Source organism: Streptomyces sp. NBC_01317, assembly GCF_035961655.1.
Lineage (GTDB): Bacteria > Actinomycetota > Actinomycetes > Streptomycetales > Streptomycetaceae > Streptomyces.
In genome coordinates this window covers 4964354-4981733 of the sequence record NZ_CP108393.1, presented here as the reverse complement: position 1 = coordinate 4981733, position 17380 = coordinate 4964354, and the positions used below count along the sequence as shown (strand labels likewise).

At 70.3% G+C, this 17380-nt stretch carries 18 protein-coding genes; 14 read left to right on the top strand and 4 right to left on the bottom strand.

From position 1 onward, the window contains the following. The first annotated feature begins 96 nt into the window (after nucleotides 1-96). The 6 genes from OG349_RS21550 (at nucleotide 97) to mscL (ending at nucleotide 6120) form a co-directional block, all read left to right on the top strand. Entirely contained in the window at nucleotides 97-1638 is a 1542-nt protein-coding gene (locus OG349_RS21550; RefSeq protein ID WP_327238657.1) for a potassium/proton antiporter, read from the top strand. 316 nt (nucleotides 1639-1954) lie between these two features. Next, nucleotides 1955-3283, top strand: coding sequence for an MFS transporter (locus OG349_RS21545; RefSeq protein WP_327236159.1), 1329 nt, complete (start codon nucleotides 1955-1957; stop codon nucleotides 3281-3283). Nucleotides 3284-3349: 66 nt separating this feature from the next. Beyond that, on the top strand, nucleotides 3350-3739 hold the full coding sequence (locus tag OG349_RS21540) for an FmdB family zinc ribbon protein (RefSeq protein ID WP_327236158.1): 390 nt from the start codon (nucleotides 3350-3352) through the stop codon (nucleotides 3737-3739). Between the two features lie 76 nt (nucleotides 3740-3815). After that, a complete protein-coding gene (locus OG349_RS21535; RefSeq protein WP_327236157.1) occupies nucleotides 3816-4649 on the top strand; it encodes an S-methyl-5'-thioadenosine phosphorylase in 834 nt (277 codons plus the stop codon). A 283-nt stretch (nucleotides 4650-4932) separates the two neighbouring features. After that, nucleotides 4933-5499: an RcpC/CpaB family pilus assembly protein gene (locus OG349_RS21530; RefSeq protein ID WP_327236156.1), complete on the top strand. Its 567-nt coding sequence runs from the start codon at nucleotides 4933-4935 to the stop codon at nucleotides 5497-5499. A gap of 123 nt (nucleotides 5500-5622) precedes the next feature. Next, nucleotides 5623-6120, top strand: coding sequence for a large conductance mechanosensitive channel protein MscL (mscL, locus tag OG349_RS21525; RefSeq protein ID WP_327236155.1), 498 nt, complete (start codon nucleotides 5623-5625; stop codon nucleotides 6118-6120). 34 nt (nucleotides 6121-6154) lie between these two features. Here mscL and OG349_RS21520 read toward each other — a convergent pair whose 3' ends face one another. Next, entirely contained in the window at nucleotides 6155-6373 is a 219-nt protein-coding gene (locus OG349_RS21520) for a hypothetical protein (RefSeq protein ID WP_327236154.1), read from the bottom strand. A 104-nt stretch (nucleotides 6374-6477) separates the two neighbouring features. Between OG349_RS21520 and OG349_RS21515 the strand changes: the two genes are divergently transcribed. The 4 genes from OG349_RS21515 to OG349_RS21500 all read left to right on the top strand — a co-directional run bounded on the left by OG349_RS21515 (nucleotide 6478) and on the right by OG349_RS21500 (nucleotide 11091). Continuing rightward, a complete protein-coding gene (locus OG349_RS21515; protein WP_327236153.1) occupies nucleotides 6478-7662 on the top strand; it encodes a low temperature requirement protein A in 1185 nt (394 codons plus the stop codon). Nucleotides 7663-7679: 17 nt separating this feature from the next. Next, nucleotides 7680-8732 carry a P1 family peptidase gene (locus OG349_RS21510; protein ID WP_327236152.1) on the top strand — a complete coding sequence of 351 codons (1053 nt, stop codon included), beginning with the start codon at nucleotides 7680-7682 and terminating at the stop codon, nucleotides 8730-8732. A 123-nt stretch (nucleotides 8733-8855) separates the two neighbouring features. After that, nucleotides 8856-9635, top strand: coding sequence for a DUF6227 family protein (locus tag OG349_RS21505; protein ID WP_327236151.1), 780 nt, complete (start codon nucleotides 8856-8858; stop codon nucleotides 9633-9635). Nucleotides 9636-10479: 844 nt separating this feature from the next. Beyond that, a complete protein-coding gene (locus OG349_RS21500) occupies nucleotides 10480-11091 on the top strand; it encodes a YdcF family protein (RefSeq protein WP_327238655.1) in 612 nt (203 codons plus the stop codon). On the opposite strand, the gene OG349_RS21495 is transcribed toward OG349_RS21500, so the two are convergent. Further along, the gene (locus tag OG349_RS21495; protein ID WP_442806406.1) at nucleotides 11088-12482 is read right to left on the bottom strand and encodes an MFS transporter; all 1395 of its coding nucleotides are present in this window, start codon (nucleotides 12480-12482) and stop codon (nucleotides 11088-11090) included. The two genes, OG349_RS21500 and OG349_RS21495, sit on opposite strands and share 4 nt — an antisense overlap. 235 nt (nucleotides 12483-12717) lie before the next feature. Here OG349_RS21495 and OG349_RS21490 point away from each other — a divergent pair, with 235 nt between their 5' ends. Beyond that, on the top strand, nucleotides 12718-13722 hold the full coding sequence (locus OG349_RS21490) for a helix-turn-helix transcriptional regulator (RefSeq protein WP_327236149.1): 1005 nt from the start codon (nucleotides 12718-12720) through the stop codon (nucleotides 13720-13722). 121 nt (nucleotides 13723-13843) lie between these two features. Here OG349_RS21490 and OG349_RS21485 read toward each other — a convergent pair whose 3' ends face one another. Continuing rightward, on the bottom strand, nucleotides 13844-14839 hold the full coding sequence (locus tag OG349_RS21485) for a sigma-70 family RNA polymerase sigma factor (protein WP_327236148.1): 996 nt from the start codon (nucleotides 14837-14839) through the stop codon (nucleotides 13844-13846). A gap of 153 nt (nucleotides 14840-14992) precedes the next feature. Between OG349_RS21485 and OG349_RS21480 the strand changes: the two genes are divergently transcribed. Next, entirely contained in the window at nucleotides 14993-15523 is a 531-nt protein-coding gene (locus tag OG349_RS21480; protein ID WP_327236147.1) for a GNAT family N-acetyltransferase, read from the top strand. 3 nt (nucleotides 15524-15526) lie between these two features. After that, the gene (locus tag OG349_RS21475; protein WP_327236146.1) at nucleotides 15527-15784 is read left to right on the top strand and encodes a hypothetical protein; all 258 of its coding nucleotides are present in this window, start codon (nucleotides 15527-15529) and stop codon (nucleotides 15782-15784) included. Between the two features lie 24 nt (nucleotides 15785-15808). On the opposite strand, the gene OG349_RS21470 is transcribed toward OG349_RS21475, so the two are convergent. Then, the gene (locus OG349_RS21470; RefSeq protein WP_327236145.1) at nucleotides 15809-16597 is read right to left on the bottom strand and encodes a dioxygenase family protein; all 789 of its coding nucleotides are present in this window, start codon (nucleotides 16595-16597) and stop codon (nucleotides 15809-15811) included. Nucleotides 16598-16715: 118 nt separating this feature from the next. On the opposite strand from OG349_RS21470, the gene OG349_RS21465 reads away from it, so the two are divergent. Continuing rightward, nucleotides 16716-17333: a MarR family winged helix-turn-helix transcriptional regulator gene (locus tag OG349_RS21465; RefSeq protein ID WP_327236144.1), complete on the top strand. Its 618-nt coding sequence runs from the start codon at nucleotides 16716-16718 to the stop codon at nucleotides 17331-17333. Nucleotides 17334-17380 lie beyond the last annotated feature (47 nt).

Genomic DNA, 17380 nt, shown 5'->3' with positions numbered 1-17380 from the left:
GAGGGGCGCGTGAGGCGGCATAGGGGGTGGCGCTCGTACTGACGATCGAGCGCGTCAAGAAAACGTTAAAGATTAGGTAAGGTAACGAAGTACCCGCTGCCGGAGGAACGATCCGGCGAGCACGAGGGGAAGGATCGGCCGCTGACTGTCCACCAGCTCAATGAACTCCTGCTCATCTGCTCCCTCGTGCTGTTGATCGCGGTCGCGGCCGTACGGATCTCGTCCCGCAGCGGCCTCCCCAGCCTGCTGCTGTATCTGGGCATCGGGATCGCCATAGGCCAGGACGGGATCTTCAACGTCAAGTTCGACAACGCCGAACTGACGCAGGTCATCGGCTATGCCGCCCTGGTCGTCATCCTGGCCGAGGGCGGTCTGGGCACGAAGTGGAAAGAGGTCGCGCCCGCGCTGCCCATGGCGGTGGTCCTGTCGACCGTCGGCGTCGCGGTGAGCATCGCGGTGACCGCCACCGCCGCGCACTATCTGGTCGGCCTGGAGTGGCGGGCCGCGCTGATCATCGCCGCCGTCGTGTCCTCGACCGACGCGGCGGCCGTCTTCTCCGTGCTGCGCAAGGTGCCCCTGCCGACCCGGGTGACCGGGGCGCTGGAGGCCGAATCCGGCTTCAACGACGCCCCCGTGGTGATCATCGTCGTGGCGCTCTCCGCGTCCGGTCCGGTGGAGCACTGGTACGTCCTGGTCGGCGAGATCGCGATGGAGCTGGCCATCGGCGCCTTCATCGGGCTCGCGGTCGGCTGGGTCGGTGCACTGTGTCTGCGGCATGTGGCGCTTCCTGCCTCCGGTCTCTATCCGATCGCCGTGATGGCCATCGCTGTCTCCGCGTACGCGATCGGTGCCACGGCCCACGGCAGTGGCTTCCTCGCCGTCTATCTCGCCTCCGTCGTCCTCGGGAACTCCCGGCTGCCCCACGCTCCCGCCAACCGCGGTTTCGCCGAAGGGCTCGGCTGGATCGCGCAGATCGGCATGTTCGTCCTGCTGGGACTCCTGGTGACGCCGCACGAACTGGGCCACGACTTCTGGTCCGCCGTGATCGTCGGCCTGGTGCTGACCGCCGTGGCCCGGCCGCTGTCGGTCCTGGTGAGCCTCGCGCCCTTCCGAGTCCCCTGGCAGGAGGGGGCGTTGATGTCCTGGGCGGGACTGCGCGGCGCCGTGCCCATCATCCTGGCGACCATCCCGATGGTGTCCGAGATCGAGGGCAGCAAGCGGATCTTCAACATCGTCTTTGTCCTTGTCGTCGTGTACACACTGGTACAGGGGCCGACCCTGCCCTGGCTGGCCAAGGCACTACGGCTGGGCGGCTCCTCCGACGCCGCCGACCTGGGGATCGAATCGGCGCCTCTGGAGCGGCTGCGGGGGCATCTCCTCTCCGTGGCGATCCCCGCCCGCTCGAAGATGCACGGCGTGGAGGTCGCGGAGCTGCGGCTGCCCGCCGGGTCTGCGGTGACCCTGGTCGTACGGGACGGGACGAGCTTCGTCCCCCTGCCGTCGACCGTGCTGCGCCGCGGCGACGAACTGCTGGTCGTCGCGACGGACCCGGTGCGGGACTCGGCGGAACGGCGGTTGCGGGCGGTCGGACAGGGCGGAAAGCTCGCCGGATGGCTGGGGACGAACGCGGGCGTCTAGGACGTGACCGCGGCCGTCTCTTTCGGATCTCGCCCGGCCCGCCGCCCGCCTGGGATTGCGGGACAGCTCTTGGCAATCCCAGGCACGCCCCCGGGCCGCTGGGGGTTTCCCAGCCACCACAAAGCTCCTACCTGTACGATGAAGGCGTACTTGATCGACCACCTCTGCCTGACGCAGAGCTGGCGCGACCGTATGGCGGCCGTGGAGTCCCCCACCGTGGGCCCCGGTATCTACCGCAGATCCGCGCAAGAGGACAGCTCTCGGCCGCCCCCGCACGCGCGGGGGCCTGCTACCAGGCGGCAGAAAGGCACGGACCGTGTCCCACACGGTCGACACCGCCGGGCGGACCTCGGACACCGATACCGCCGCGGCACCCCGCCCCGGATACGGGCGGCTGCTCCGCACTCCCGGCGCCTGGACCTTCCTGCTGCCCGGCTTTGCCGCCCGGCAGCCGTTCGCGATGCTGACGATCGGCATCGTCCTGCTCGTCGAGCACACCTCCGGTTCGTACGGGACGGCGGGCGCCGTCGCCGCCGTCACGGGTGTCTCGATGGCGCTCTTCGCACCCCAAGGAGGCAAGCTCGCCGACCGGTTCGGCCAGCGCGCGGTCCTCGTACCGGGCGTGCTCGTCCACGCCGCGTCCGTCACGGCGCTGATCGCCCTGTCGCTGGCCGGCGCCCCGCTGTGGGCCCTGTTCGCGGCAGCCGTCCCGACCGGGGCCTCCGTCCCGCAGATCGGTCCCATGGTGCGGTCGCGCTGGGCCGCCGTCCTCGGGAAGGGAAACGGGTCTTCGCTGCTGCCGACAGCGGCCGCCTTCGAATCCGTCACGGACGAGTTCACCTTCGTCATCGGTCCGGTGCTCGCGACCGCGCTGGCCACGGGCGTCCACCCGGCGGCCGGGCTGATCGCGGAAGGGGCGCTGACGCTCGTCGGCGGCCTGCTCTTCGCGGCCCAGCGGGGCACCCAGCCCCGGACCGCGCAACAGCGCCACCGGGACGCTGCGGGCGCCCCGTCCCGGCCGCGTACCTCGGCACTCTCTGTGCCGGGCATACCTGTCCTCGCCGTGGCCTTCCTCGGCATCGGGTCGGTCTTCGGCGGGATGCAGGTCTCCCTGACGGCGTTCGCCGAGGAGATCGGGAAGCCCGGGAGCAACGGTGTGCTGTACGGCATCTTCGCGGCCGGCAACATGCTGGCCGGGATCGTGTGCGGCGCCGTGGCCTGGAAGGTGGGCCCGCGCCGCAGGCTTCTGGTCGCGTACGCGGCGCTGACGCTGGCCGCCTCCGCGCTGTGGACTGTGCATTCCGTTCCTCTTCTCGCCGGACTGGGTCTGCTGGTGGGTCTGTGCATCGCGCCCGCACTGATCACGGGCTACACGCTGGTCGAGTCCCTGGTGCCCGCGGAGGCGCGCACCGAGGCCTTCACGTGGCTCACCGGAGCCGTGGCGCTCGGCCAGGCGGCGGCGGTCACCGTCGCCGGACAGCTCGCCGACGCGCACGGTGCGAGCGCCGGATTCCTGGTGCCGCTCGCCGGTACGGCCCTGGCTCTGGCGACGCTGGTGGCACTGCGCTCACGGCTCTCGCCGAAGGGTCCCGGACGGGTCGCGGCGCGTGGGATGAGTCACCGCGTGCCGGTGACAGTGGACTGAACTCTCGGAATACGTCACTATGGAGCGTCGTTAGCACTCATTGAGTGAGAGTGCCAGGAGGAACAAGTGCCGACCTACCAGTACCAGTGCACCCAGTGTGGCGAGGGCCTCGAAGCGGTGCAGAAGTTCACCGATGACGCCCTCACCGTGTGCCCCACCTGCGAGGGACGCCTGAAGAAGGTGTTCTCCGCGGTCGGTATCGTCTTCAAGGGCTCCGGGTTCTACCGGAACGACAGCCGCGGCTCGTCGTCCAGCAGCGCACCGGCGTCGGCGGGCTCTTCCACCTCGGGCTCCGCCGCCACGAAGTCGTCGTCGGACGCCAAGTCCTCGACACCGGCCTCGTCGTCCTCCGCCTCCGGCTCCTCGTCGGGTTCGTCGGGCTCCAGCAGCTCGTCGAGCGGATCGGGCTCCGGTTCGGGCTCGTCGAGCAGCTCCAGCGGCTCCTCGGCCGCCTGATCCCTCCTCTCCAGGGCCCCGCCGTCACCGACGGCCGGGGTCCTTGGCGTACGCCTCTGCGGCTAGTGTGATCGGCATGGCGAACGCAGAGATCGGCGTGATCGGTGGGTCGGGTTTCTACTCCTTCCTGGAGGACGTGACCGAGGTCGAGGTGGACACTCCCTACGGGGCGCCCAGCGATTCCCTCTTCCTCGGCGAGATCGCCGGCCGTCGGGTCGCGTTTCTCCCCCGGCACGGACGCGCCCACAACCTGGCGCCCCACCGCATCAACTACCGCGCCAATCTCTGGGCGCTGCGATCTGTCGGTGTGAAGCAGGTCCTCGGCCCGTGCGCGGTGGGCGGCCTCGTGCCGGAGTACGGACCGGGCACGCTGCTCGTACCCGATCAGCTGGTGGACCGTACGAAGGCGCGGACGCAGACGTACTACGACGGGGTGCCGCTGCCCGACGGCAGCGCGTCCAAGGTCGTCCACATCTCGCTCGCCGACCCCTACTGCCCGGAGGGCCGTAAGTCCGCGCTGGCGGCTGCGCGCCGGCACGCGTGGGAGCCGGTGGACGGCGGAACGCTGGTAGTCATCGAAGGACCTCGTTTCTCCACCCGGGCGGAATCCCGGTGGCATGCGGCGATGGGCTGGTCGGTGGTCGGGATGACCGGACACCCCGAGGCGATCCTGGCTCGTGAACTCGGGCTCTGCTACACCTCCATGACGCTCGTGACGGACCTGGACGCGGGAGCCGAGACGGGCGAGGGCGTCTCCCACGAAGAGGTGCTGAGGGTGTTCGCTTCCAACGTGGACCGGCTGCGCACCGTCCTGTTCGACTCAGTGGGCGGACTGCAGGCGAGCGAGACCCGGGACTGTCTGTGTGCGCATGCGCTCGACGGAATCGACACCGGTCTGAAACTGCCCTGAGCAAAACCGCGCCAATCGGCCTGACCGCCGAACCACCCGCGCGAGTGGCCGAGTTATCCACAATCGGCGGCCCGTCCACAGGCCGCGGCAGGATCGCCGCGGATCGTGGATCGTGAGGAGCGACCGCAGAAACTCCTCACGACCGGCGGTGGTTGCCATGTCCCGTTCGTCCGCGCACGATCACTCTGCTCCTCACTCCTGCTCTCCCCTCTCCCGCCCGCCCTCGACGTCCCCGGTCCCGCTGCCCGCGCCCACCGGCTCGTCGGCACCGGATCTCCGCGGCGTGCCGGCTTTCGAGCCGCTGCGGGTGGGCGGCCCCCGCCACCGGCTGAGCCGCGCGCTGCGCAGGCGGCGGCGCGTGATGGCCGCCGGCCTGGCCATGACGGCGGCGGCCCTGGCCGCCGGCGGTGCGGGCGGCTCGGTGGGGGCGACGGGGAACGCCGGGTCCCGCGGCGACAACGCGGCCGGTGCCCCTGACGGGGCCCCACCCCACGGAACCTCACCGCCTCAGGCGTCCGCCGCCGGTCCCGCCCCCGTCGAGATGGCGTCCGCGCCCGTGCGGATCGCCGACGCGGCGACGGTCCGGCTCCTGCGGCGCGGCGACCGGGTCGATGTGATCGCCACGCCCGCGGCCGGGCTCGACGGCGCGGAAATGAGTGCCGGGGCACGTGTGGTGGCGGCGGGTGCCCGGGTGACGGAGATCCCTGACTCCACCGGCAGTGGCGGGGACACGGACCAGCAGACGCCGATGGAGGCCGGAGCGCTGGTCGTTCTGTCCGTGCCGCGCGCCACCGCCGCCGAGCTGGCCGGGGCGGGCGCGGTGTCCCCCTTGGCGGTGACGCTGTGCTGAGTCGTACTGACGAGCTGGCGGGTCGCCTGATCGCGTGTGCGGATTGGACAGCACGGGCACGCGCTGTCGTAGGTTGCGGGGCAGTTGGTCGTCCGTACCGCAGATACGAAGAAGGGCTCACTCGTGAGCAAGGACAAGGAGAGCGTGCTGGCGGGCTTCAAAGCCTTCCTGATGCGCGGGAACGTGATCGACCTCGCGGTCGCGGTGGTCATCGGCGCTGCGTTCACGAACGTGGTGAACTCGGTCGTGAAGGGCGTCATCAACCCACTGGTCGGCGCGTTCGGCACGAAGGACCTCAACAAGTACCACTCGTGCCTCAAGTCGCCGTGCTCGACGGACGAGGCGGGCAACGTCGTCGAAGGCATCCCGATCATGTGGGGAACGGTCGTCAGCTCGGTCCTGACCTTTGTGATCACGGCCGCCGTCGTCTATTTCCTGATGGTGCTGCCGATGTCCAGGTTCCTCGCCCGGCGGGCCAAGAACCAGGCCGCCAAGGAAGAGGTCAAGGAAGTCATGGAGGTGAGCGAGCTGGAGGTCCTGAAGGAGATCAGGGACGCCCTGGTTGCCCAGCGCGGCCCGGGGGACAGCGCGCCTACCACCCCTGCCCCCAGGACGCCCTAGTCGTCCGCCGCCGGAGCGTGGCAGGCGGTCCGGATCAGAGGTGGTGGGGCGGCTTCTCGTCCAGGAAACGGGCCAGGTCGGCGGCGCTGTCGCCGCCCCCGGTGGGCCGCTCTCCCCAGCCGCCGTCCGTGTCGTCCGAGGACTGCTGGTCCAGCGGATCGTCGAAGACCAGCCCCGGGCTCGGGCGGGGCGGCTTCGGACGGGACGGCCGGGACGGGGTCGCGGCCGGCTCGGGGGTGGAGGCGGTGCTCATGCCTCCAGAGTACGGTCACGGCGGTCCCGCCCGGATCGGCGGCCGGGCGGACCCGTGCGCGCGTCCGGCCCGGCCACCGGGGTCACCTCTGCTGTGCTGGGCGCATGACGTCGACCAACGCGGCAGGCCCGCTGCGCAGAATGACCGCGCGCGGCCGGGACGAGCCGCATCGCACCGCCACCCCGCTGGAGCTCTTCTTCGACCTGTGCTTCGTGGTGGCGGTCGCGCAGGCCGGACTGCAACTGGTGCACGCGCTCGCCGAGGGCCACCCGGGCACCGGGATCATCGGCTACCTCTTCGTCTTCTGGGGGGTGTGGTGGGCCTGGATGAACTTCACGTGGTTCGCCTCGGCCTACGACTGCGACGACGTCCCGTACCGGATCGCGACGCTGGTGCAGATCTGCGGGGTGCTGATCTACGCGGCGGGCGTGCCCCGCGCCTTCACGGACAACGACTGGGTCATCGCCGTCATCGGATATCTGGTGATGCGGGTGGCGCTGACCGGGCAGTGGCTGAGGGCGGCAGCCTCCGAACCCCCGGGGCCGGCCAGGACGGCCGCGCTGCGCTACGCGGTCGGGCTGGTGATCTGTCAGGGGGCGTGGGTGGCGCTGCTGACCGCGCCGGAGAGCATGCGGCGCTGGCTGTTCCTCGTGGTCGGGGTGGCCGAGCTGCTGGTGCCGGTGATCGCGGAGCGAGCGCACGAGACGCCCTGGCATCCGCATCACATCGTGGAGCGCTACGGGCTGTTCACCCTGATCGTCCTCGGCGAGACGATGTCGGCCGCGACCGTCGCCGTCCAGTCGGCGCTCGACGAACACCAAGCCGTCGGGAAACTGCTGCCCATCGCGGGCGGGGGCATCCTGCTCGTCTTCTCCGCCTGGTGGATCTACTTCGCGGTCCCCGCGCACCAGCGGCTGACCAGCAACAGGGAAGCCCTCCCGTGGGGATACGGTCACTTCGTGATCTTCGGGTCGGCCGCGGCCATCGGGGCGGGACTGGAGGTCGCCGTGGAGCACGCGGTGGAGAAGACGCACATCTCGACGGCGGCGGCCTCGGCCGCCGTGACCATCCCGGCCGCGCTGTTCGTGGTCACGGTGTGGGCGCTGCACGCGAGGCACTTCAAGACGGGTACGGCGCAGCAGCTCGTGCTTCCCGGCGCGGCGGTGGTGATCATCGGCTGTACGTTCGCGGGGGTGTGGGCGGTCCTCTCCGCGGGGGTGGTGGCGGCGACGGCGGTCGCTGTGGGAGTGACGCTCGCCGCGCGGTCCGCACGCGTGGCCCGATTCTGAGGAAGGGAACGATGTTCATGGCAGCCGACGCCGCACTGACCGATGTGGCCGGACTGAGGGTCGGCCACGCCCAGGTGGCGGGGGCGCTGGCCCTCACCGGCACCACCGTGGTCCTCGCGCCGGAGGGTGGGATGGTGGCGGCGGTGGACGTACGGGGCGGCGGGCCGGCCACCCGGGAGACCGATGCCCTGGATCCGCGCAACATCGTCCGGCGTATCGACGCGGTCGTGCTGTCGGGCGGCAGCGCGTTCGGGCTCGATTCCGCGGCCGGGGTGATGGCGTGGCTGGAGGAGCGCGGGCGCGGGGTCCGGGTCGGCCCTGATCCCGCCCAGGTGGTGCCGGTCGTCCCGACCGCCGGCATCTTCGACCTGGGCCGCGGGGGCGACTGGCTGATCCGTCCGGACGCGGCGACCGGGCGGGCCGCGGTGGAGGCCGCCGACGCCACCGGAAGCGGGGCGCCGGTCGCCGAGGGCGGGGTGGGCGCGGGCACGGGCGCCCTCGTCGGCCCCCTCAAGGGCGGGGTCGGCACGGCGAGTACGGTCCTGGGCTCCGGGATCACCGTCGCCGCGCTGGTCGTGGCCAACGCGGCGGGCTCCGCGGTCGATCCGCTGACCGGGGTGCTGTACGGGCGGTACTTCGACGGGCCGGTGGCGTATCCGCCGGCCGAGGTCCACGAGGCGGCCCGGCGGCGCCTGGCCGAGTTGCGCGAGCGGAGCGGGCCACCGCCCCTCAACACCACGCTCGCCGTCGTCGCCACCGACGCCGGACTGACCCGCGCGGAGGCGCACAAGCTCGCGGGGACGGCGCACGACGGCATCGCGCGCGCCGTCCGTCCCGTACACCTGCTCAACGACGGCGACACGGTCTTCGCCCTCGCGACGGGCGACCGTCCCCTGGCCGACGACGGGCCACTCGCCCTCAACGAGGTGCTCGCCGCCGGGGCCGACGTCGTGACCAGGGCGATCGTGCGGGCCGTGCTCGCCGCGGAGAGCGTCGAGGGGCCGGGCGGAATGTTTCCCTCCTACCGGGAGTTGTACGGGCTCGACCGGCCTGCGGGCCAACGGAGTTGAGGGGGCGCGCATGAACCACGCGAACGCGCCGATAGTTTTCATAAACTTGGGACGCAATGTCACCCCCAGGGGCTACGTTATGCAATCACCAAGTGACATGTGGCGACGGCCTGGAGACCCAACTTGAACGATCCGCATGAGACAACCGAGACGCACCTCGAGCGACTCCTGGGTCGGGCACTCAACTCCTTCGACCTTCCCGACGCACTGGTCGAGCGGCTCGATTCGGCGTTGGCGCACGCCAGTTCGCTGTGTTCCGCCCACCACAGTGCCGGACTGCACCGCGAGACGTACCGACACTCCTACCTGCTCACCGACGGCAGCACCATGACGCTCTGGGAGCTGGTGCACAACACCGGGCGCGGCGGTGCGCAGCTCCACGAGCTGTACGCCGACGAGGAGGAGGCGCAGCTGGCCGCGTCGCGGCTGTGCCGTCCCGGCAGCCCCGAGGCACCTCGGCTCGGGTCGCCGGATCCCCTCGTGTCCCCCGGGCCACCGCCACTGCACGACTTCGACCTGGACCTGGACCTCCTGGACCACCTGCTGACCACGCCGCCGACGCCTGCGCCTCGTATGTACGTCCCGGACAACTCCCCGGACCACGCCCGCCGGGTCCTGCGCCGCGCGGAGAACGCGGACCGGCCGGGCGAGGAGACGGCTCGGCTGCTGCGGACGGCTTTCGCGCACCACATCACGCAGGTGTTCGGGCGGCAGTGCCAGGTGGAGGGCAAGGATGCGGGATTCATGCTGTACGAGCACGCGTTCTTACTCGTTGACGGCAGTGAGATGAGCCTGTGGGAGGTCGAGCACACGGCGACGCCGGACGGGCGCCATATGTGTGAGGTGTACGGGGCGGAGAGGACGGCTCGGGACGTGATGGAGGCGAGGGCGCGGGTCCGCTAGGCCTGGGTGTGGGGTTCGTCGCGTCTGCGGCGCGCGCGGCCTGGAGTCCGTGCCTTTTGTCCTCAATCGCCGGACCGGCTTGGTTTTGGCGTCTGCCCGGTGCGTTTGGCGCGGCTTACTGATTGTCCTCAATCGCCGGACGGGCTGGGTTTGTCATGGTGGCGGGGGGTGGGGCCTGCGGAGGTGCGTATGTCCGGACTGCATGTTTTACGGCGCCTCAGGAACTCGTCCAGTTCACCGGTAGCCACGCGCCACAAAACACGCTTTACGTCCGGACACACGCACCTCCTCCGACCCCACCCCCCTCACGCCGAGGGTGAGCTGAACGACCCCCCGCTGCGGGGAGCGCCTGGCGCCCGGTGGGCGAGCGCGGCTTACCGATGTCCTCAAACGCCGGACAGGCTGGATTTTGGCCTCTGCCCGGTGCCGGGTGCGGGTTACCGCGTCCTCAAACGCCGGACGGGCTTGATTTGCCTTGACGCGGGCCTGGGAGGGGGACGGGCAGGGGTCGTGTCCGGAACGTAAAGCGTGTTTTGTGTCGCGTGACTACCGGTAAACCAAACAAGACCCCGAACGCGACGTAAAACATGCAGTGCAGGACACGACCCCTGCCCGGCCCCCGGCAACAACCCGCACCCAGCCCACCGGCCCGCAGCGGGCACAACCAAGCCCGTCCGGCGATTGAGGACAATCAGTAAGCGCAACCCGGTCACCGAGAACGCGCGGCCCACCGGCCCCAGAACGCCCGTCCGGCGACCGAGGACAAAAGCACGGCCGCCAGGCCGGGCAGGAGGTAGCCGTGGGCCGCTCCAGGGACATCGAGACCTTGTGGCGCTATCACCGCATGCGCCACGAACCCCGCGTCGTCGACGTGGCCCTGGGGCTCGGGAGCCATGATCTTGGGGTGGCCGCGCACTGCGCCGCGCTCTACCACGCCGGGCTCTTCGCGACCCTGTTGTTCACCGGCGGCTACAGCCCAGGCACCCGCGCGTGGTTCCCCCGCGGAGAGGCAACCCACTTCCGCGAGCACGCGATCGCGCTCGGTGTCCCCGATGAGGCGATCCTCGTGGAGCCAAGGGCGGCCAACACCGGGGAGAACATCGTGTTCTCGCGCGACGTGCTGGCCGCCGCCGGGATCGTGCCGCGAAGCGTGTTGCTCGTCTGCAAGCCGTACATGGAGCGCCGGGCCTACGCGACGACCCGGAAGCTGTGGCCCGAGGTCGAGGTGACCTGCGCCTCGGTGCCGTTGGAGTTCGAGGAGTACGTGAAGACCATGGGGGACGAGAAGCTGGTCGTGGACATGCTCGTCGGCGATCTCCAGCGGGTGATCGAGTATCCGAAGCGCGGGTTCGCCGTCGAGCAGGACGTGCCGGAGGAGGTGCTCGCCGCGTACGCGTCCCTCGTGGACGCGGGCTTTGACGGGCACCTCCTCGGAGCGGGAGCGCAGACCCCCTAGCCCTCCGTGCTCCGCGCCTTCGAGGGCAGGGCGAACATCACCGCGAAGATCAGCGTCAGGACGCCCACCACCCACCACAGCGCGTTCTGGAACCCGTCCGTGTACGCCGCGCCCATCGCCCCCGGGGCCCCCGCCCCCACCCGGTCGTCCACCACGCCGAAGAAGACCACCGACACCAGGCCGAGCCCCAGCGCGTTGCCCATCTGCTGAGTGGTGTTGATGAGTCCGGACGCCGAGCCGGAGTGTTCGCGGGGTACTTCGGACAGCACCGCGTCCGTCAGCGGCGCCACGATCAGGCCCATCCCGATCCCCATGACCGTGAGCGGCAGGATCATCTGCCAGGAGTGGATCTGCGTGCCGTAGCGCGCCGTCTCGCCGATGTAGAGCAGCAGGCCCAGGATCATCGTCAGCGCACCCGCCTGGAGCACCTTGCGGCCGAAGCGCGGCACCAGGACCTCGACGGAGAGACCGGCGGCCACGGACACCGCGACGGAGAACGGCAGACCCGTCAGGCCGGCGCGCAGCGGGGTCCAGCCGAGGCCGATCTGCATGTACAGCGTCCAGACCAGGAAGAAGATGCCCACAGCGACCCCGAAGGTGAGCTGTACGGCGATGCCCGCGACGAAGCTCTTGACCTTGAAGAGGGACAGTTCGACCAGCGACGATCCGTCCTTGCGCGTCTTGTACCTCTCGTACGCCACAAACGCGCCGAAGACGACCAGGCTGCCCGCCATGCACAGATGGCCCCAGAGCGGCCAGCCCAACTCGCGCCCCCGCGTGAGGGGGTAGATCAGCATCAGCAGGCCGGCGGTCGCCAGCACGACGCCGACGAGGTCGAGGCGCAGCGCCTTGGGCGCCTTGGACTCGGTGATGAACTTCCGGCCCAGCAGCACCCCGGCCATCCCCACCGGCAGGTTGATGAGGAAGATCGGGCGCCATTCGAGGCCGAACAGGTTCCACTGCGTGAGCAGCGCCCCGAGCAGCGGTCCCGAGACCGCGCCCAGCCCGATGATCGCGCCGAACATGCCGAAGACCTTGCCGCGTTCGTGCGCCGGGAAGGTGGCGTGGATGATCGCCAGCACCTGAGGCACCATCATCGCCGCCATCGCGCCCTGGAGGAGGCGGGAGGCGACGAGCATGTCCGGGTTCACCGCGAACCCGCAGAGCGCGGACGCGACGGTGAAGCCGGTGATGCCGACGAGGAAGAGCCGCTTGCGGCCGTAGATGTCACCGAGCCGGCCGCCCGTGATCAGCCCGGCCGCGAAGGCCAGCGCGTATCCGGCGGTGATCCACTGGATCGCCCCGAAGGAGGTCGACAGGTCCCGTTCGATGCTCGGGACGGCGATGTTGACGATGGTGACGTCGACCAGGTCCATGAAGGCCGCGGTCATGACGACCGCCAGCGCCAGCCAGCGGCGCCGGTCGCCCGCGGGGCCGGGGAGTCCGCCGCCCGCGCCGGGGTGGTCGGTGTCTCCGGGCTCGGTGACAGTTCCAGGGTCGGTGACAGCTCCCGGGTCGGTGACAGGAAGAGAAGCCGTATCCGGTACGGCGGCCGAAGTGGTCATGGGAAGAAGCTAGGCGGCATATAGGCCAGCTTGTGTCCTAGATGGACGCCATCATGGAGACATGACGGACACCCCGGCACGGCTCCTCAACCTGCTCTCCCTCCTCCAGACGCCACGCGAGTGGCCGGGCAGCGAGCTGGCACAACGGCTCGACGTCAGCCCGCGCACCATCCGCCGCGACATCGACCGGCTGCGTGACCTGGGCTATCCGGTCGAGGCGTCCAAGGGCGCGATCGGCGGCTACCGGCTGGTGGCCGGCACGGCGATGCCGCCGCTGCTCCTCGACGACGAGGAGGCCGTCGCCATCGCGGTGGGGCTGCGCGCCGGTGCCGGGCACGCCATCGAGGGCGTCGAGGAGGCCTCCGTACGCGCGCTCGCGAAGCTGGAACAGGTGCTGCCGTCACGGTTGCGGCGCCGGGTGTCCACCCTCCAGGCCGCGACGATGCCGCTGACGCGGGGCGACGGCGCGACCATCGACGCGCGGACGCTGACGGTGACGGCGTCGGCCGTCACCGGCACGGAGCGGCTGCGCTTCGGCTACCGGTCGGGCGACGGTACGGAGACGAAGCGTCAGGTCGAGCCGTACCGCCTGGTGTCGACGGGCCGCCGCTGGTACCTGGTCGCGTACGACCTGGGGCGGGAGGACTGGCGTACGTTCCGCGTCGACCGGGTCAGCGACCCCGTGGCCACCGGGGCACGCTTCACGCCGCGCGCGCTGCCGACGGGGGACGCGGCGGAGTACATGGCACGGTCCATGGCGCGGATGCAGCCACGGCTGGAGGTGGATGTGAGCTTCGCCGCACCCGCGGAGTTCGTGGCGGCGCGGCTGCCCGCCTACCTCGGCACGCCGGAGCCGACCGGGCCCGGCTCCTGCCGGCTCCGCACCACGTCGCACGACTCGCTGGAGTGGTTGGTGCTGCGACTCGCGCTGGTGGACTGCGAGTTCACCGCCCACGGCCCCGCGCAGCTGACGGACTATCTGAACGGCCTGGGGGCCCGGCTCACCCGGGCGGCGGCCGAAACCCCACCCGACGGGCCCGGAAAAGCGACGCCGGGGCAGAGGTGAGCCCCGGCACCTGGGGGGGGTTGGTGCCGGGGCTCGTCTGAGGGGGCCGACGTGTCGGCCCGTACGCGACACCCAGAAGCAGTGTGCGTAGGACTGACACTACGGCCGATGGGCGGCGACGTCACGCCGCCGCGTCGAAGCCGGTGTCACGAGCCATTTTCTTCAGCTCCATGAGCGCGTGCTTTTCGATCTGCCGTATCCGCTCGCGCGTGAGGCCGTGTTCCTTGCCGACCTCGGTCAGCGTGCGCTCCCGGCCGTCCACGATGCCGTAGCGCATCTTGATGATCGAGGCCGTGCGCTCGTCGAGCTTGCCGATCAGATCGTCCAGCTCCTCACTGCGCAGGAGCGTCATCACCGACTGCTCGGGCGAGACCGCGGAGGTGTCCTCCAGCAGGTCACCGAACTGCGTGTCCCCGTCGTCGTCCACCGACATGTTCAGGCTGACCGGGTCACGGGCCCAGTCCAGCACGTCGTTGACCCGCTCCGGGGTCGAGTCCAGCTCCTTGGCGACCTCGGCGGGCTCAGGATCGCGGCCGTTCTCACGGTTGAACTCGCGCTGTACGCGGCGGATCCTGCCCAGCTCCTCCACCAGGTGGACGGGCAGCCGGATCGTACGGGACTGGTCCGCTATGGACCGGGTGATGGCCTGACGTATCCACCACGTGGCGTACGTCGAGAACTTGAAGCCCTTGGCGTAGTCGAACTTCTCCACGGCACGCACCAGGCCGGCGTTGCCCTCCTGGATCAGGTCGAGCAGGGGCAGGCCGCTGCGCGGATACCGGCGCGCGACCGCCACCACCAGACGGAGGTTGGAACGGATGAAGACGTCCTTCGCACGCTCGCCCGCGGCGACCAGCGCCTCGAGCTCTTCGTGCGAGGCTCCGCCCGCCTCGCTCCTCACCTCTCCGTCGAGGATCTGCCGGGCGTACACACCTGCCTCGATGGTCTGGGACAGCTCGACTTCCTTGGCGGCGTCGAGCAGGGGTGTGCGCGCTATCTCGTCGAGGTACATGCCGACCAGGTCGCGGTCGGCGATCTCCCCGCCCACGGCGCGAACACTGCTTGCCGCTTTCGAACCGCCGGTGGCGGAACGACGGGCGACGGCACGGGTTGCCATGCGAGCTCCCTTAACTGGACTGAGTAGGTCGCGACACCCTTTCGGGTGCCCTGCATCCGTTGGAAACAACGACTGGAATCAGGACAGAATTCCCCTGCGTACCTGGATTTTTGTGATCATGCAGTACCCTGTCCGGCCGACGAGGGAGGGCGCATGCCGCAGCCGCCGACGGACGTGCAGGTCAGGGCCGGGACGGAGGCCGATCTCGGCGCACTCACGGACATTTACAACCACTTCATCCATGAGACGGCCATCACTTTCGACACCGTTGCCTTCACTCCGGAGGAGCGGCTGCCGTGGCTGCGCTCTCACCCTGTAGACGGCCCGTACCGCCTTTTGGTTGCTCAGGATGTCCCGTCTGCCCGCATTCTCGGGTACGCGACGAGCAGCCCGTTCCGTCCCAAGCCCGCCTACTCCACTTCCGTGGAAGTCAGCGTCTACTGCGCGCCCGACCGCGTGGGCCGGGGCCTCGGCACCCTGCTCTACCAGGCGCTTTTCGACGCGCTGGCGGATGAGGACGTGCATCGCGCGTACGCGGGCATCGCCCTGCCCAACGACGCCTCGGCCCGGCTGCACACCCGCTTCGGCTTCCGGCACGTGGGGACGTACGGCGAGGTCGGCCGGAAGTTCGGGCGCTACTGGGACGTGGCGTGGTACGAGAAGCGGCTGGGGCCTGAGGTGTAGCTCTTGCCGGGTCCCACGGCTTCGGTCCGTGGGCCGTCACCGAAGGTCTGCGGTCCGTCACGTCATCGTCGGCGCCGCGCCTGGCGTGCGGGTAAGCACACCACCGGCGTCACCACCGGCATCAGTAACAACAACAGCAACGGCCCTGGCGATTCCACCGGCGGCCCGATCGACAGCGACGGCCCGCCCGATTCCACCGGCACGCTCGACGAGGCCCTGGAGCGGCTGCACTCCTCCGGGCCCGACCCGCCGGCCCGCTGAGGACCGCCCCGCGCACCCGCCCCCTCAGCCGAATTGCAGCGACCTCTTCGCCAGCCCCATCCAGAAGCCGTCGATCACGCTCCGCCCGCTGTCCAGCTCCCCGACCGCCTCCGAGGCGCCGAGCGTGACGAAGAGCGGCGCGAAGTGTTCCGTACGGGGATGGGCCAGCCGCCCCGCCGGCGCCTTGTTCTCGAAGTCGAGCAGCGCGTCGATGTCCTGCGCGAGCAGCGCCCGCGTCCCCCAGTCGTCGAACTCCGCCGACCAGCCCGGCACCCCGCCGCCGGCGTGTCGCAGTGCCGCCAGGTTGTGGGTGAAGAAGCCGCTGCCGACAATCAGCACCCCTTCGTCCCGCAGCGGCGCCAGCTTGCGCCCGATCTCCAGCAGCTTCCTCGGATCGAGGGTGGGCATGGAGACCTGGAGGACGGGGATGTCGGCCTCGGGGAACATCTCCACCAGGGGCACATAGGCCCCGTGGTCGAGACCGCGGTCCGGTACGTCCTGTACGGGCGTACCGGCGCCGCGCAGCAACTTCCTTACGGAGTCAGCCAGTTCCGGCGCACCCGGCGCCGCGTACTCCACCGTGTAATAGCGTTCGGGGAATCCCCAGAAGTCGTACACAAGAGGTACGGTCTCGGTCGCACCGAGCGCGAGCGGAGCCTCTTCCCAGTGGGCGGAGACCATCAGGATCGCCTTGGGGCGGGGCAGTGCCGCGGACCACGCGGCCAGTTCGCGGGTCCAGTTCGCGTCGTCCGCGAGAGGGGGCGCGCCATGGGAGAGGTAGAGGGCTGGCATGCGCTCCGCGACGGCGTTCATGGCGACTCCAAAGGTGATCCGTTCGGATGGTCCGGACTCTTACTTGAGACCTCAAGCACTTGCCGCAGCAAGCCTAGCCGCATCTAGTTTAACTTTCAAGAATAGGTAGAGTGGCCTCATGACCACGGCATCCTCCGGCAGCGCGGCCGGAACGGGCGGTAGTACGGACAGCACACGCGGTACGGACAGCACAGGCGGTACGAGCAGCACGGGCGGTACGAGCAGCCGTACAGGCGGTATAGGCAGCGGCGCGGACCCGCGCTGGCTCACCCCCGCCGAGCAGGACACCTGGCAGGCCTACGTCCAGGGCAGCACCCTCCTGGAGGACCATCTCGACCGCCAGCTCCAGCGCGACGCCGGCATGCCGCACATCTACTACGCCCTGATGGTCTACCTCGCCCGCGCCCCCCGCCGCCGCATGCGGATGACGGAGCTGGCCAGGGCCGCCAAGATCACCCGGTCCCGGCTCTCGCACGCGATCGCGCGGCTGGAGAAGTACGGCTGGGTCCGGCGCGAGGACTGTCCCTCCGACAAGCGCGGCCAGAACGCGTACCTGACGGACGAGGGCAACGAGGTGCTCGCGCGGTCCGCGCCGGAACACGTCACCGCCGTACGCCAGGCGATCTTCGACCGGCTGACCCCCGAGCAGGTGACCCAGCTCGGCGAGATCATGTGGGTGATCGCGAAGGGGTTGCAGCCGGAGGGTACGGGCGCGGATCTGCCCTGGCGCCGCTGAACCGCTGCGACACCAGGGCAGATCCGTCTTACCGTGCCGCGCGATCG